We start from the raw sequence: 17,130 nt of genomic DNA on the forward strand, positions 1-17,130 counted from the left end.
CTTAAATAATGAAAACAAACATAAAACCATTTTGGTGGCGCTATTTATTACTCATACTTGCTACCTTATACCTTATTCCTGAGGCAATATTTAATTCCCAATTAGTGTCGCTAGTTGGTTTAGGAACACCAGATGCCAAAGACTTAGAACACCTAGAAATTTATGGTCGGGCAGTGTCGGGAATCGGTGTATCGCTATTATTGGCTGATTTTTTACCAAAACCATGGGTTGCTAAATTTGGCCGAGGGATGATTTCATTAGCCGCGCTGTTATGTTTAGTTTGGCCTGTTGTATTCTACGGCCAAAAATATGTAATAGAAAAAACGCTAATTGAGCCTTCGACAGCAGAGCAACGGCAATTTGCTACTTACAGTGCAGCGCTTAGAGATGCCTTAGCGATGAATACAATAAAGGTGAATGGGTTAGATTATGACTCTGCTGATTTAAAAAGCTCAGAAAACTTAACCTTTCTCGCTCTCTTCGGTGGCTTGCTCTACAGTGATGCAGCGCTTTCAGACAATATTGAACAAGACAAACGCAAAATTATTGCGGCCTTTGTACAAAAAAAAGCATACCAAGACTTTGATAAACATTACCACGATTACAGCCAGCTCTATGATGAGCTCGTAGAAAAATATAAATCATATGCCAAGGGCAGTAAAAAATATAACCATACATTAGCCTCTATCGATGAGCGTGAGCAAGGGTATTGGCAACAAGTAGAGCAAGAAATCAATAATGGTTGGGGGCAATACCAAAAAGCTCAAAAAGCCCATATTGCCAAGGCGTCGGCACGCGCACAAAAATACGGCCCTAAAATATATGATTACCACGAGCGTATCAATAAATGCTCAGACCGTTATGATAAAAGCAGTGAGAAAGATCGTCGTAACCGTTGCTATGAACGTGCCAATGCAGATTATCGAAGCGATATTTTAAAAGCGGGATTGGGTTATATTGAGCCTGACTATTGGCTTATTGTTGAAGAGATATCAGCGGCTGAAAATGCCGCAGGAAGCATATTGATGGGAGTGTTAACTGGCGGTGTTTATACAGCACTACAAGCGGCCAGTTTAGCCACTGGAGGTGATGGCGGGTTAAAAGACAAACGTTATAAATACACCGACGATCCGGATCATTATCAAGTGCGTTTTTTACAGCACCCTAATTTTCATAATATGTTTGAGAAAGAGACGGGCTACCCTTTTACAATAGACGATTTAATAGTGTTTAGAAGCCATGGAACGACAGCTAAAAAGCTACGCTCTCACTTTAAAAGTAAAGGGCTCCAATTACCTGATAATTGGAGTATTGCGCAACGTTCTACATTTGCAGCCGCCGTACATACTAAAGTAACAGCGCAAGCTAACGCCTCATGGCGACAAGAAATGGCTCAGCGTAAGTTATCACTTGAGCCCAACTTAAGCTGGGTTCAATTTCAATTAGATCCACAAATTCAGGCTAGAATCGCAGATCGAATGGGCGACTTATATGTTAAAGGTATTCGCGCAGATTGGAATAAAAAGAACTTTAAGGAGCATGTTCTTGACCCAAATGTCGCTAAACGAGCAGACAAATACATGGCGATGCTAACTGGTTCACAAGGTAAATTCGCGGATGGTGGTGAATATGCGCAATATGGCAAACAAGCATTACGCTCTGTCATTATTCCGCCTATTTCAATGTCGTTATCACTGTTTTTAATTTGCTTAACATTTAGCAAGTTACCGCTCAAATTATGGCAGCTCATTATACCAGCCCAAACTAAACAAGGGTTTTCGGTGATAGCGCTGTTAAACAAGCTATTAATGCCAGCAATTATCTTAATTGTGCCGGTTATGTTTGTCTCAAATAGCTTTACTAAAGATACACAAAGCCCCGTTAATTACTTTTTAGAAAAAGTCGATGAGTCGAGCAACCCCGTATTTAGCTATGCCATTCGTTGGACTTTACATGCCCAACCTATATTGCATCCATTGGGATTAAAATTTGAAGAACATTTTCATTTGTATCAGAAGTTTAGTCCACTAAGTCATGCGCTGGCTAAAGTAGATACTTTGCGTTATGACGAAATAAATTTAAACGCTAAACAGCAGCAAAAACGCAACTATGTGGTTGCACAAAAAACAAAACTAACAGTGCAAAGTAATGCCACAAACTTTACTGTACGCATTATGAATATTGGCCCTAAATATAAACAGGGAATGATTCTTAAATCTGGTAGTTATGATATTCAAGTGTCTGCGCCGGGCTACAAGACATATCGCAGATGGCATCAACTAGATGCCGGTGAACAAAACTTAAATATCGCTCTAACTCGTCAGTAAATTCACATGGAATTAAAATACAGCATTGTCAGCAAATTGAAAAAAACGATTGCTAAATTCCGTAAAGAATATGACACCATAACCAATCGTATAAATAAATTTAACTAGGAATACTAATGCGTTTATTAAGCTTAATTTTTGTTTTTATCGCTATAACCAGCCTCGATTTAAACGCCAGTGATGAGCAAACTGTTGTACTCATTTCCCTTGATGGCTTTCGTTGGGATTACATCGAAAAACATAATGCTAAAAACATTGCTAAAATAGCGGAGCAGGGGGTGCGAGGCCGTAAAATGCGCCCAGTGTATCCAACTAAAACCTTCCCAAATCATTTATCAATAATTACTGGGCTGCTGCCTATCAACCATGGTGTTGTAGATAACCGTTTTTGCGACAGCGAACGAAATGAATGCTATAGCATGGGTAAAGGCAAAGACGACAGCACTTGGTTTAACGGCATTCCACTGTGGAATCTGGCCTCAATGCAGGGCTTAAAGTCAGCCACCTATTTTTGGCCAGAATCAGATGCGCGCTTTAATGGTATGCTACCCGATTATTACTACCATTATTCAAAACATAGCGATTATCAAAACCGCGTTGATCAAATAGTACAGTGGTTAACATTGCCTAAAGCGCAACGGCCTCGTTTAGTGGTTAGCTACTTTTCATTGGTGGATAGCATGGGCCACAAATATGGGCCAGATGCTGAGCAAACAAAACAAGCGGTTCATGAAGTAGATGCACTGATGGGCCAACTACAACAGCGCCTTGATGAGCTGGAACAAGGCGTAAACTTAGTTATTGTCTCTGATCATGGCATGAGCGCCGTTGCACCAGAGCAGAGCATTGCCATCAGTAGCTTACCCAGCGATGATAAATTTATGGTTAAAAACACCGGTCCGCGGGTGCTAATTTATGCCAATGAGAACACCACAGCAGCAGATATAAGCACGTACAAAGAGCGCTTAAACAAAGCCGCAAAAGGTCGCTACACAGTGTTAACTGATAGCCAGCGAGCGCAGTATCATTATCAAAATAATGGTCGTACTGGCGACATTATTTTACAAACAACTGCACCTAAGGTGTTTTCAAATCAAGGGAAAGTGGATTATTTGGGCACACATGGATTTGCATACACAGATGATATGGCTGCGACTTTTATTGCCATGGGGCCAGCGTTTAAAGAAGGTATAACATTAAACGAAGTCAATAACCTTGATATTTACCCTATGATTACAAAAATATTAGGGATTCAGCTTCTTAGCAAGATTGATGGCGATGGTAGTACATTGTGGCCAGCGCTTAAGTAGGTGTGTTTTAATCAGAGTTGTCCGTGATGGTGGCGCAAAAGCCACCACTATTGCTGGTTAAATCGAGCAATAGATTGTGCCTATCACAAATAGCTTTAACGGTCGCAAGCCCTAAACCAAATCCTTCATACTGACGCGCAGGGTCGCCACGATAAAAGCGTTTCGTGAGTTGACTTAGTTGCGCTTTTTCAACCCCTGAGCCATCATCGCTAATGCTCAAAGAGCTTGCATCAATGGTAATTGAAATGCAGGCATCAATACCTGCATATTTAATTGCGTTATCAAGTAAATTAAAAAGTGCCTGAAATAATAAATTTTTGTCGCCTTGTAAAATCAAAGGGGCTGTAGAATAAAGTTTAATTTGTTGTTTATTACAATCAGCACTTGGCTGTAACATATCAATAAGGTCTTCGGCCAATAACTGACAATCAATGCGCTGTAAATTAAGCGGAAACTTGCCATGTTCTAAACGAGTTAGTTTAAGCATTGCATCAAACGTATTGATAATAGTATCAAGTTGCTCTATTTCTAAACCTATTTCTGGGAAGTGGGCAGCTTGCTGCTCTAAGTTTAATCTTAAGCGAGTCAGCGGAGTTTTTAAATCATGAGCAATGTTATCGGTAATCCCTTGTACTAAAGCAAAGTTGTCTTCGACGGCATCGAGCATCGTATTGATATGCGCACCAAGTTTGTCAAATTCATCACCTTTTTGTTTGTGACTGATGCGAGCAGATAAATCACCATTTTGTACTTTTTCTGCCGTGCTATTAAAATAATGCACTCTGCGTAAGTGTCTTCTAGCAAATATATAACCAAATAGACCCGTTAATAATAAACTAATTAGGCACGCCCAAAATGCAACGGTTTTAAATTCAATAATAAGTTGCTGTAAATTCTCAGTCGCGGTCGCTAAAACAATATCACCATGAGAAGTATGGACAATCCCAGTCGTTAATAAACGAATTTGTCCACGTTGCGTATCTAATACAGGAAAAACAATGGTTTTAGGTAAAGCCGGAATATCTTCAGGTAAAAAGCTTAACTGCTGGCTTTGTTCGCCGTCACTATGCCAAAAAAGTAGCAATTCACTTTCATTACGGAACACGTCTAATTGAGAATAAAAGCTACTTGAAGAGAATTCATTCGCTAAGCCTTCTATACGTAATTTTTCTGCAGTAAGGCGCCGTTCAACTTGACGGTTTTGTTCGCCTAATAATAATTGATAAATTAAGACTACGGTCAGCACTAGCATGACCGACATTATCACTGCAAACCCTAAGGTTAACCGCCACACAGAGCTACTACGTGGGTCAATTTGACGCCAAGCTGAGTCTTTAATTGGCATTTATCTGCTCTTTGGTAAGGCGGTAACCAACACCACGAATAGTTTCGATACAAACTAATGCATTCAATTCCTGTAGTTTTTTACGAAGCCTAGCTATATGCACATCAATGACATTTGTACCCGGATCAAAATGGTACTCCCAAACCGATTCAAATAATAATGTACGGGTAACTAACTTGTCAGGATGTTCAAGTAAAAAGCGCAATAATTTAAACTCTTTTGGTTGTAAGCTTAGCGTCTGATTGTCAACATCGGCTTTATGGTTTGCATAGTCTAAGTGTAAATTCGCTAGGCTTAACTGTGTGCTAAGAGGCTGCTGCGCCGTGTGCCGTTTAATAAGGTTCTCGACCCTGATTGCTAACTCAGAAAACGCAAAAGGTTTAATTAAATAATCATCACCGCCTGCTTTTAAACCGGTTACACGGTCGTCTACTTTATCTAGGGCTGATAAAATCAAAACAGGGGTCGTTTTACCCGTCGCTCTTAATGCGGCTAACACTTGTATTCCATTTAGCTTGGGTAACATTCGGTCTAATACAATTATATCGTGATCTTCGCACGTTGCTAACAGTAATCCTTGTTGACCATCAGCTGCAGTATCAACAGTATAACCTTGTTCACTAAACGCTTTATATAAAAAGTCACGGTTTTGCTTATCGTCTTCAACCAATAATAACTTCATTAATTTCCCCACCTTAGTAAAGGTAAATCTTTACCTGTGGTTAAATCAATTGCTTTTTTATGACGTCCACGCTCATTAACAAATGTGGCCACCATATAAGTAATCCCCATATCTTGCTCTAACTGGGCTTCAATTAAGTAGTGTTCGTTTGAGTCATTCAGTTTTGCCACTAATAACTGCATGGTATAGCCTTTTTTTTGCATAATATCTGCGGCGGCAATCTCTTCTTGCTCATCAAGTTCTGGCGCTTCATACTCTAACTCAATTAAGTCGCCATCTTTATCTAACAATAATTCAATAAAGCGATTTCGGTTAGCCTGATATAACGTGACTTCGTAGGTCGTTTTACCTTTTTCAAACTCAAGTTCAAACTCTACAATGACCGCTTCGCTCTTATACTTATCTTCTACTTTTTCTAAAATAGCCGTTGGTTTGGCTGATTTAGCATGGTGCAATTTTTCATATATCGCAGAGCTTTTAGCACTACTTATCGATGAGACAAATAACAAACTGAATAATAGTACTTTTTTCATCATAAACCTCAAAAATAGCAGCGCAAGATACGCTGCTATTTTAATTTTTTACAGTTAATCGTCGAGACGACAAGCTCGTACTTGATTGCCACTAACTAATTCACATTCTACCTCTGCATATTGGTCGGCATAAGCGTTAAGTGAATTGTCTTCGCTAACATAACCCCAAAGTCTAGATTGTTCGCTTTGTGTAATTACATACCCAGTTAAGCTAAGTGAATCATTGGCATCCATTAACTCAACTTCACTAACAATATTAATATCATCGGTGATAATTCCTTCTAATTCAAGAAACTGACCATTAATAGTTGCTTGAGTTAAGCCATCGTCAAATACTGTTTGGTTACTGAGTGTAAATTGATAATTATTAATTGTTACGATACCTTCATTGAAACTTGCAACTCCAGCAACAGAAAACTCCTTATTTATCGTTGTTGAATCACTCGAACCTGATTCAAAGTCGACTTCTTGAGCCATAAATAAATCACTTTGTTGTTGATATAAAGCTTCAATTTCTACAAGTGCACCAACAACTAAATCATTAACAGTGCCATCTTCATAACGTGTTTGTTCAGTTAAGCTTACTTGCCATTGTCCATTTATAGTCATCAGCGTTGAGTTATTATTAATGAATGTAATTTTACCATTTAGTTCTGTGTCGATATTATCATCAAAACCATTTTGGCGTTCAGCGTCAACTTCACTCGCTATTAACTGCTGCGCTTGCATAATGCCTTCAACTTCTACAAATTGACCATTACTAATAAGACCATCAACTTCAGCTTGTTGGTAATTAATAGTGATATTACCTAACTGAAAAGTGCGTAGTTGAGTATCTAATTGCGTAATGACACCTTCAACTTCAAGCTCTGTTAAGCTGTTAGTAATAGCTTGTTGATAAGTTACCGTTAAGGTATTAAATGCACTATTAAAGCCGCTTACTTCAACGAGGTCACCATTATTGACTAAAGTACTATCAAACCCTTCAAGTATCACACCGGCAATACTAGCCATACCATTTTCGATAAGTACAGGACCTTTAAAATTAGGATCATAGTCAATCTCCGTTACTTGAGCGCCGTTAGTCTCTGCTTCAACAATCATACCGACTTGTAGTTGGCTTAAATTTCCATTCACGCCATCAATTTCTATTTCTGCACTCGCAGCAGGTAGTTCACGTTGGTTAACCGTAATAGAGGAACTTGATATAGCTGATACTGCGCCGATTAACACACTCGGTAATTTGGCCGTTTCTGGCGTTGTTGTTTCAGGCATTATTGATGAATTTTCTGAACTGTTGCTGCCACATGCCGATAATGCAAGTGTTATTGCGCTTAATGAAAGCACCTTAATAAGATGACGTGTGTGCTGGTTTTTCATATCTAGCTCCAAACATAATTAATTGTTCTACCTTGTGTATGAGCATTACTTTACTTGATAGTGCACACCCGCAAGGTGGAGAGAACATTAATTTTTGTTAATGTTTACATTGATCTGGTCGCTGTGAACACTAACAATTTCATTGATGCTAGTAATTGTGAAAGAAATATGTATAACTAGATGTATAACCAATTGAATAGAAAGGTTTTCATGCAACTCCCTGATCAATTAATAAATCGTATAACCGCTGGTTTAGTAGCCAGTTTACCGCAGGCGCTCATTTTAGCACTGGCAGGTATTGCACTATTCACTACGATTGCTTCAAGTTTACAACAAGCATTATCTGACAGTTATTATACAGAAGCCGCCATGATCACTTTTTTAGTTACAGCGTCTGATCTTAGCTTATTTTCTGTTGGCTCTGCATTTTGGGGAATTTTAGCCGGCGCTTTAACCTTGTGGCTAATACCCCGTAAATAAATGCAAAATCTAACCAACAAACGCTTATGTAAGCCGCCCACTTTGTTAATTGATTGTTAAGTTTATATGTGCCTATAATGGAAATTCATTATGAAGTATCGTAACCCCTCATTTTAGGATCACTGATGAATTTTAATAAATCGATTATCTTCAGCGCTATGACAGCGCTGTCTACCATACCCTGGCAAAGCCATGCTGCTGACGTTTGGCAAGTTGATAAATCATATACTGGCGGAAGTGAAGTTTGCTACGCAAACACTTTATATCAAGCAAAGTGGTGGGCAAACCCAGGTGAAGAGCCTGGCGCTTCTCAGTGGGGAGCATGGGCTGCGCAACTTGATTCAACCCCCTGTGATACGAGTGTTGAGCCACCCACAGAGCCCCCCGTTGAACCGCCAACAGAGCCGCCTGTAGAACCACCTGTCACTCCACCGTCTGGCGACCCGTATGAAACAGGCGTCACTATTAACCCAAACGGCGGCTATTTTATTGATGCTGCAATTATAGCTGACACTGAACAACACAAAACATCATCACCACTGTTTAACAAAGTGAAAAACACCATTCGCAAGCTTGATAACACCAGCGTCGAAGCTGTCGCGCCACTTCGTGCTGCAAACCCTGCCAATGTAAAGCGTTTAGAGTCGATAATTGACCAAGCAAGCTTTGAGTTTTTATTTCCAGATCGCGCGCCGGAATATACTTACCGTAAATTTTTACAAGCCGTGGCTAAATTCCCCGCATTCTGTGATGACTATGAAACAGAGCAAAAAGCAGAGGCGGTATGCCGTAAAGCACTCGCCACTATGTTTGCCCACTTTACTCAAGAAACTGGCGGCCACGACCCGCATTCTGCCATCCCGCAATGGCGTCAAGGCCTGTACTTTATTCGTGAAGCAGGTTGCAGTGAAACCAGTGCAGGGTGTGGTTACAATAACTCATGCGCACCTTCAACATGGCAAGGGCAAACGTGGCCTTGTGGCACCGATGAACAAGGCTTATACCTAAAGTACTTTGGCCGAGGAGCTAAGCAGCTGTCGTACAACTACAACTATGGGCCATTTTCAGACGCTATGTTCGGTGATGTTAGTATATTACTTAACAACCCTGAACTCGTGGCTGATACCTGGTTAAATTTAGCTTCTGCGGTATTCTTTTTTGTTTATCCGCAACCACCAAAACCAGACATGATGTCGGTCATAGATGGTTCATGGGTGCCTAATGAAATAGACACAGCGCGTGGTATTAGCCCTGGCTTTGGTGCAACAATTAATATTATTAATGGCGGTATAGAATGCGGCCACGGCTACGATAAGCCTCAAGCTCTTAATCGTATTGCCTATTATGAGCAGTTTGCTGCGTATTTAAACGTACCTATCGAAGCAAACGAAGTACTTAATTGTAGCAACCAAGACAGCTTTACTAACGACGGCTCTGGGGCGCTAAACATTCACTGGGATGAAGACTGGACTTGGCAGCAATACCGCCCTGATGGTAAGAGTTTTGAATGTAAACTTGTGCCATATCAAACACCTTACTTTGCACTTAGCAAAGGCGCATACAGTCGATGTGTTGAAGATAAGTTTGACGCAACGGTCCAGTAAGTAGCTTTACTATCAAAATTTAATAACAGCCTTAGCGCATAAAGAGTTGGTTAAGGCCGTTATTACTTATAAAGGAGTTAATCAAACGTATGGTGGCGAGTTACCTTAAAACGATTAAGAATATGGTGCATAATATACACCGCACATAAGCTTATTAAAATAGCCACCGACACTGATGAAAAGCGATATAAAGCGCTGTAAACCAAGTCTTGTCCGGGGCCGAGTGATTGACCAAATAAAATCCCAAAGGTGGTAATAATGCCAAAACCAACACCTGGGATCCCCCCGCCAACAATATGATAACGACTAAATATAAGAGTTAAAGTCCATAGTATTAACGCAGGAAACAATAAAATATCCGTGTAATTGTATAAAAAAAACTGCGACACCAACGCCAAATTACAGCCAATTAACGTGCCGATTGCTCGTTGCCAGCCAGCCATACCCGCAGCTTTCCAACATAGCGGAAACAAAATTAAAATCGAGGCTGCTTGCGCTGAAATTGAATCTTGTAAATCAAATATTTGAAAAGTCACAAACGATAAGGTCACAACACTTGAACACAGCAATACTTCATGACGCACACTCTCTATCGCTTTACTTGGCCGCTCCTGGGCCTGACGTGGAGCGACATCTGGAAACACAAAATGCATTAATACCGCGGTCAAAACTGTTACTAACACGGCTAAACCGTTACTTATAATAAGCGGATAAATACTCGTGCCATTACCCACATAACTTGAGAAGTGAAGCTGAATAGATAAACCAACCACGCCCAGCGCACCAAACAAAAAGTTAACACCACGACTCATTTGATAAAACAAAAAAGCAAAAGCGAAAAAACTTAGTAGAGTCATCACCACAGGTAAGTGTGAAAACAACCCTTGCACCACTAATACAAAAAATGCGCTAAACGCCGCACTAGCAAAAAACTGGCGGATAATATGGCCGTTTAAAATTGGCACCAAACCAAGTAATAGCATCGGATACACGGTAAAAAAAATGCCATTAGGCCAGTTCATTAGTTTACATAAACTAAATCCAAGCGCGCTGCCGCCAGCAATTCGTAGCGCTTGCCTCAAGCCATTTTTATCCAGAGTAGGTGCTGTCATACTGCCTTGCCTAATAAATAAAGTGAAGTAGACTAATTAACCGAATTTGCGCACTGGCGCACCACTGACCAATGGTTGACTCAGGTACAAGCTGAACTGTCGCCCGAGCACCACTGGGTAATTGGCTAAGCAGTTGCGGCTGTTGTAACTCGATATGAATACGCTGGCGCTGGGCATCTCTCACCCAGCGATTACTACTTTCAGTACTGCTTAATAAGCCATTTGCGTTGATCTGACCATCGCTCACCCCAGCTTCAAATGAACTAATAACACCATCGAACACTTGACCTGGTAAAGCGTCAAACGTTACTTTTGCAGCGCTTTTTAGGCTGAATTGGCTTAATGATTTTTCTCTAAAGTCAGCAACTAAATCCGCTTTATTCGCCACAATGGCGAGCATGGGCTGGCCTTTATTGGCATAGGTACCGTTACTAACTTGTAAATTAGCTACTTTACCATCCACATCAGCACTTACTTGACTATAAGACAAGTTTAGCTTGGCTTGAGCGAGTAAGTTTTGCGCATGACGTAATGCAAGATTTTCATTCCCAACTTGGCCACGAGCAAGCTTTGCCTCCGTTAGCTGCGCCTCAACTGCGGCAACATTTGCTCTGCTTGATTGAAAATTAGCACTAATAGTTTCATATTCTTGTTCAGATATAGAGCGCTTTTTAAGTAATGATTCACTGCGGTCTAACAACAACTTCTGCTCATGCAGCTGCGCATTCGCAGCTGCTAGTTGAGCTTCAATGGCTTTTACATTACTGTCGAAGCGTTGATTTTGCAGTTGAGCATCCGCATAGGTGAGCTCTGCTTGCTCAACCGCTAATTTAAAAGGGGCCGGCTCAATTAAAAACAGTACCTCGCCACGGTTTACCAATTGATTATTATTAACTAATACTTTATTAACTCGCCCGCTGACTTGAGGTGTTACTTGTACAACAGGATGAAAAACACGTGCTTGGGGAGTCACGGGTAAATACATATCTGCAATCACAAAATAAGCGAAAAGTAGAATAAATCCAACTAAGGATATTTTGACATAACGGGCAAATTTTTGATCAGGCGTCATCACTTACCCCTTTTCATTTAAACGTGTAAAGCAACGGCGTGCGTTTTCTTCCATTTGTAAGAGTCCATGAGCCATTGTGTCTAATTGCTCTGTGCTAAGCCCTGCGTATAACTGTTGCTTAACATCAGTGATGAGTACTTTAAGTGTAGTGAGTAAGTGTTGGCCTTGCTCAGTGAAGTAAATTTTGCGACTTCGTTTATCGTCAATATCAACACGTCGAGTGATCAGCTGTTGTTGCTCAAGCTGCTTTACTGTTCGCGTAAGTGAGGGCATTTCAATCCCTAAGCTGTGGGCTAACTGCTGTTGAGTTGCACCATCAGGTAGATGGTTTAGATGGATCATCGCAGTCCAACGAGACTGCGTTAATCCCAAAGGCTCGACAGCTGCTGTTACAGCTTCACGGCATAAGCGATGCACGCGGCCCATATTGCCGCATAAAGATAAATCTAAAGTCTCATGAAAGGGAAGGGGTAAGGTCATACAGGTCTCACTTAGTTAGCATGCTAACTAGTTTAACATTACTTAGCATGCTAAGTAAATGTCACAGTGTTTTGTGTATTATTTGAGGGGCGTTAGTCAAATGACTACTAAATATTTAAAGTAAATAGTAGTCACGTAATAAACTGCAAGTTCATCAGATACGAAAAGGCTTATTCAACCTATGAAATAAGCCGACTTTCATCGGCTTTAAATCTTATAATCTTTCGAGGTTAAATCATTAAAAATTAAGTAAATTAGCAGGGGAGTATTGATCGGTTAATACTTTGGTGTCGCTAGGCCAGTCTTGATTGTTATAAGTAGACTTCATACCTTGACTGATGGCTTTAATGTCAATGTTATACGGAGATAATAACGGGCTTAGCTGCTCAGCCCGCTTAGTTATTGCTTGCTGTGAAGGGGCGCTCTTAAACCCAGCTAAAATGATACGGTTACTGTTTTTTTCAGTTGTAACATTGATAAAGTCACCAAAAACGGCATGGTAAGTTGCTGATTCGTGCTGATATAGTTTGCTAGATGAAAAGGTATTTGCAGCCACAATCCCACCCGGCGCAAGTACACTTTTTATCTCTTGGAAAAACTCTTTCGTTAACAGGTGCTCGGGGATGTAATCACCATTAAACGCGTCAAGAATAATCCAATCATATTGTGCTTTTTTAAGTGCCGCCCGTTTTATAAAAATACGTCCGTCTTGCACTTTTGCTGTGACATTATCGGTTTCAATAAAATCAAAATAATCTCTGGCAACTTTGATTACCGCAGGGTCTATTTCAATATTTTCAATAGCGGCCTCAGGGTACAGCTCATGTATTACGTTTGATAGAGTACCGCCCCCAAGGCCAATAATGAGCACGTTTTGCGGATTATCAATCATCAGTAAGCTAGCAAAAGTCAGCTTAGTATAATTAAAAACCAGCTCTTTCGGTTTACTGATGTACATGCAACTTTGACTGCTTTTACGGGTTTTTTCGTCAAATTTTAAACACCGTAAGTCACCAGTTTCTTCAACTAAAATATTGCGATAAAGTGAACGTTCCTTATGAATAATATCAGCCATTGTCGGCGCACTTGCGAATAAAACTAAAACCGTAATTAGGTGAAAGTAATTACGCATAAACGGGCTCCTTCTTAGCGATTGAATCAATCACAATTGCGAGTAGACCTAAGCAACCAATAAAGCTGGCAAAGCCTATAATGATCGTATTTACATCAAACGCCAATACCATATAAAAAGAGGTGATTATAGTGCCTAGAGCACTGCCCAAGGTGCTTACAAAATATAAACCGCCAGCCACTTGGCCGCTGCGTTCGCTGTCGGTTACTAATAAACGCACAGAGTAGGGCGAGATCATACCTAAAATAATGGTGGGAACAAAAAACAGTGCAGTAGAGGCAAGTAATGAACCATAGCGGCTATCTTCAACATGAGCAAAAATGAACTCCATTATGGGCTCTGCAAACAGCGCTATGGGCAGTACCATAATACTAGCGATTAAAAATATCAGGCCGTATTTAGTTAATGAGGGCTGTTTTATTGAAAGTTTGCCTCCGAGTAAATAACCAAACGATAAGCTCAGCATAAACACAGTAATAATACTGCCCCAGATATGAACACTACTACCAAAGTAAGGCGCTAATATACGCCCACCTAAAAGCTCAATCCCCATTATTGAAAAGCCACTGCTAAAGGCTAATAAGTATATTAATGCATTGGTTTTATTTAACATTCATTCTAGTTCTTATTGTTTTAAATTTAACCCATCTTAACGTGATGTGCCGTACTAGGCTAGAGTAAATGATTGACTTTTGTACTGTAAATGGGGTTTACAATTTAGCGTTTTTTTCGATTATAAAATAAAAATCCCGACTAGCATGATACGTAATCGGGATTGGATAGATCTTGCTAAATGATATTTAACAAGGATCAGGCGCATTCTTACGTGAATAGCACCACCAAGTTATCACTGAACAAATCGCATAAAAAACAATAAAAGCGATTAGCGCTGCCGATACACTGCCTGTTAAACTGATTGACGAGCCGTAAGCTTTAGGAATAAAAAATCCACCGTAAGCTGCAATAGCTGAAATAAAGCCAATCACTGCGGCTGATTCTTTATTACCTTGTTTGATTGCTTCATCGATATCACCTAGGTCACGTTTACGTTGATTTAAGAAAATCACTGGCACCATTCTGAAAGTTGAACCATTACCGATACCTGTTGCAATAAACAATAATATAAATGCCCCAAAGAACCCCCAGAAACTCCCCTCTGTGCCAGCCTCTGGTAAGAAGTACATAACACCAGCAACACCAATGATCATTAGTAAGAAGTTCCAAAAGGTAACTTTTGCACCACCAAATTTATCCGCAATAACACCACCAACAGGACGTGCTAATGCGCCAACTAACGGCCCAAGAAAGGCATAGGCGGTTGGGTCAATTTGCGGAAATAACATGCCCGATAACAAAGGGAAACCTGCCGCAAAGCCAATAAAACTACCAAAAGTGCCTAAATAGAGAATACACATTATCCAGTTATGAGAACGTTTGAAAATAATGGCTTGGTCGCTAAATGACGCTTTGGCTGATGAAATATCATTCATTCCAAACCACGCAGCGACAGAGGCGATGATAATGAATGGGATCCAAAGGAAAGCTGCATTTTGCAACCACACCTGTTGACCGGCATTCGCGCCCTCTTGAATAATCAGAGGATCACCACCCATACCTCCAAACACACTCGCAGCGATTACTAATGGCGCCAACAGCTGCATACCAGAAACACCAAGATTACCAAGGCCTGCATTCATGCCTAGTGCACTGCCTTTTTCTTTTTGCGGATAAAAGAAACTTATATTAGACATGCTGGATGAGAAGTTACCACCACCAAAACCACATAATAATGCAAGGATCAACATCACCATATACGATGTATTCGTATCCTGCACTGCATAGCCAATCCAGATACAGGGCAACAATAAAGAGGCGGTTGAAATAGCAGTCCAACGTCTACCACCAAAAATAGGCACCATAAAACTGTAAAATATTCTAAAGGTCGCACCTGATAACGCTGGCAGTGCCGCTAACCAAAATAATTCATTTGAGCTATAAGGGAAACCGAGGCTGGGCATTTTGACCACCAAAATACTCCAGATAGTCCACACTGCAAATGCTAAGAATAAACACGGAATTGAAATCCATAAATTACGCGTTGCAATGCGCTTACCTGTTTCATCCCAAAAGCTCTTATCTTCAGGACGCCAATCATCTAATACCATTGAGTTCGGGGTCGAAAGCTCAGGTAAATCGCGCTCTTGTCTATCTTCTCGGTATTCAACTCGCTCAGCTTTTACAATTGCAAAATGCATCCAGGCGAGTGCAGCCGCAGAAATTACAAATAACAACATAAAGCTACTTTGCCACACACCGATTACATCATTAAGCATACCGAAGGTTAAAGGTAGTAAAAATCCACCAATACCCCCGATCATACCAACAACACCACCCACAGCGCCGACATTTTTAGGGTAATAAACAGGGATATGTTTAAACACAGCTGCTTTACCTAAAGACATGAAAAAACCTAACGCAAAAGTTAGAAACACAAAGCCGACTAAGGTAATTTCAAAATGGAAATTGTAAGTTTGATGTACCCCTTTCACTGCATATTCAGTACTAGGATAACTGAGTAAGAAAGTACAAATAACCGATGCGATAAAGGTCCAATACATGACTTTACGAGCACCGTATTTATCTGACATCCAACCACCTAAAATACGAAACAACGAGGCGGGTATCGTATATAAAGCAGCAATCATACCTGCGGTTTTTATATCAAGGCCGTACACGCCAATCAGGTAATGTGGTAGCCATAAAGCAAGAGCAACAAATGCACCAAATACAAAAAAGTAATAAAGTGAAAAACGCCAAACGCGAATATCACCCAGTGGAGATAGCTGCTCCCAGAAACCTTGCTGTTGCAGTTCTTGGCGATTTTCTTTTAATGGATCTTCTTTTGCGAAGAGCAAAAACACTACTCCAGCCACAGCCAATACAGCCGCATAAATTTGAGCAGTGCCTTGCCAACCTAAAGCAATAAGTAAAAATGGCGCACAAAAGTTAGTTATTGCAGAACCAACATTACCGGCACCAAAAATGCCTAATGCTGTGCCCTGTTTTTCTTTTGCGCTATTAAACCAAGCTGCTGTATAAGTGACGCCAACAATAAATGAACCACCGGCTAAGCCAACCCCTAACGCGGCAATCAATAACATAATGTAGCTATTAGCAAAGGTCAGTAAATAAACACATACTGCGGTTAACAGCATTAAGATACCTAGCACTTTGCGACCGCCATAACGATCAGTCCAAATACCTAAAAACAATCGGCTGATAGAACCCGTTAAAATCGGGGTTGCCATCAATAAACCTAATTGAGTATCCGTTAAGTTAAAATCAACCTTTATTTGAATACCAATAATTGAAAATATGGTCCAAACGGCAAAACAAAGCGTAAATGCTAACGTCGAAATTGCTAACGCTCTGTTACGTTGACCAGTGGTGACGGACGGGGGGTGGTTCATATAAGACCTCCTGTAAGATCCATTAACTTTGATAGCTAAACTTTACTATCAAGTGAAATTAAATACTTTATAATCAATTGGCTAAAATCATATGACAGCACTAGCTATACTCCTTGTGAGGTAGTTTTCTATCACCCAGCAACGCTTATTAAATAAGACTTTCTACCCCTTTTTAGATACCTCCTTACAACTGAATAAAAGTG

The 17,130-nt window shown here is 40.4% G+C and carries 13 protein-coding genes and 1 pseudogene; 4 read left to right on the forward strand and 10 right to left on the reverse strand.

The window, feature by feature from the left end; genetic code table 11:
• Window positions 1-8: 8 nt before the first annotated feature.
• Window positions 9-2,327: a PEGA domain-containing protein gene (locus B5G52_RS15720; protein WP_087533594.1), complete on the forward strand. Its 2,319-nt coding sequence runs from the start codon at window positions 9-11 to the stop codon at window positions 2,325-2,327.
• A 116-nt stretch (window positions 2,328-2,443) separates the two neighbouring features.
• On the forward strand, window positions 2,444-3,637 hold the full coding sequence (locus B5G52_RS15725) for an ectonucleotide pyrophosphatase/phosphodiesterase (protein WP_087533595.1): 1,194 nt from the start codon (window positions 2,444-2,446) through the stop codon (window positions 3,635-3,637).
• A gap of 7 nt (window positions 3,638-3,644) precedes the next feature.
• On the opposite strand, the gene B5G52_RS15730 is transcribed toward B5G52_RS15725, so the two are convergent.
• The 4 genes from B5G52_RS15730 to B5G52_RS15745 are packed head-to-tail and all read right to left on the reverse strand — an operon-like array spanning window position 3,645 to window position 7,577.
• Window positions 3,645-4,982, reverse strand: coding sequence for an ATP-binding protein (locus tag B5G52_RS15730; RefSeq protein ID WP_087533596.1), 1,338 nt, complete (start codon window positions 4,980-4,982; stop codon window positions 3,645-3,647).
• Complete coding sequence (locus B5G52_RS15735) at window positions 4,972-5,664, reverse strand: response regulator transcription factor (RefSeq protein ID WP_087533597.1); 693 nt, start codon at window positions 5,662-5,664, stop codon at window positions 4,972-4,974. Before B5G52_RS15735 ends, B5G52_RS15730 begins: the two co-directional genes overlap by 11 nt.
• Window positions 5,664-6,200, reverse strand: coding sequence for a hypothetical protein (locus B5G52_RS15740; protein ID WP_176372564.1), 537 nt, complete (start codon window positions 6,198-6,200; stop codon window positions 5,664-5,666). Before B5G52_RS15740 ends, B5G52_RS15735 begins: the two co-directional genes overlap by 1 nt.
• 51 nt (window positions 6,201-6,251) lie before the next feature.
• Window positions 6,252-7,577, reverse strand: coding sequence for a DUF5666 domain-containing protein (locus B5G52_RS15745; RefSeq protein ID WP_087533599.1), 1,326 nt, complete (start codon window positions 7,575-7,577; stop codon window positions 6,252-6,254).
• Window positions 7,578-7,826: 249 nt separating this feature from the next.
• Here B5G52_RS15745 and B5G52_RS15750 point away from each other — a divergent pair.
• Window positions 7,827-8,057, forward strand: a pseudogene (locus B5G52_RS15750) (benzoate/H(+) symporter BenE family transporter); the annotation flags it as partial.
• Between the two features lie 125 nt (window positions 8,058-8,182).
• Window positions 8,183-9,661, forward strand: a complete 1,479-nt coding sequence (locus B5G52_RS15755; protein WP_087533600.1) for a glycoside hydrolase family 19 protein — start codon at window positions 8,183-8,185, stop codon at window positions 9,659-9,661.
• A 77-nt stretch (window positions 9,662-9,738) separates the two neighbouring features.
• On the opposite strand, the gene B5G52_RS15760 is transcribed toward B5G52_RS15755, so the two are convergent.
• The 6 genes from B5G52_RS15760 to B5G52_RS15785 all read right to left on the reverse strand — a co-directional run bounded on the left by B5G52_RS15760 (window position 9,739) and on the right by B5G52_RS15785 (window position 16,927).
• Window positions 9,739-10,773, reverse strand: coding sequence for a DUF2955 domain-containing protein (locus B5G52_RS15760; protein ID WP_087533601.1), 1,035 nt, complete (start codon window positions 10,771-10,773; stop codon window positions 9,739-9,741).
• Window positions 10,774-10,783: 10 nt separating this feature from the next.
• Entirely contained in the window at window positions 10,784-11,845 is a 1,062-nt protein-coding gene (locus B5G52_RS15765; protein WP_087533602.1) for an HlyD family secretion protein, read from the reverse strand.
• Window positions 11,846-11,848: 3 nt separating this feature from the next.
• Entirely contained in the window at window positions 11,849-12,325 is a 477-nt protein-coding gene (locus B5G52_RS15770) for a MarR family transcriptional regulator (protein ID WP_087533603.1), read from the reverse strand.
• Window positions 12,326-12,563: 238 nt separating this feature from the next.
• A complete protein-coding gene (locus B5G52_RS15775; protein ID WP_087533604.1) occupies window positions 12,564-13,457 on the reverse strand; it encodes a spermidine synthase in 894 nt (297 codons plus the stop codon).
• Window positions 13,450-14,070 carry a fused MFS/spermidine synthase gene (locus tag B5G52_RS15780; RefSeq protein ID WP_087533605.1) on the reverse strand — a complete coding sequence of 207 codons (621 nt, stop codon included), beginning with the start codon at window positions 14,068-14,070 and terminating at the stop codon, window positions 13,450-13,452. Before B5G52_RS15780 ends, B5G52_RS15775 begins: the two co-directional genes overlap by 8 nt.
• A 187-nt stretch (window positions 14,071-14,257) precedes the next feature.
• Window positions 14,258-16,927: an MFS transporter gene (locus B5G52_RS15785; protein WP_087533606.1), complete on the reverse strand. Its 2,670-nt coding sequence runs from the start codon at window positions 16,925-16,927 to the stop codon at window positions 14,258-14,260.
• Window positions 16,928-17,130 lie beyond the last annotated feature (203 nt).

The organism is Pseudoalteromonas sp. A601, assembly GCF_002165575.1.
GTDB lineage: Bacteria > Pseudomonadota > Gammaproteobacteria > Enterobacterales > Alteromonadaceae > Pseudoalteromonas.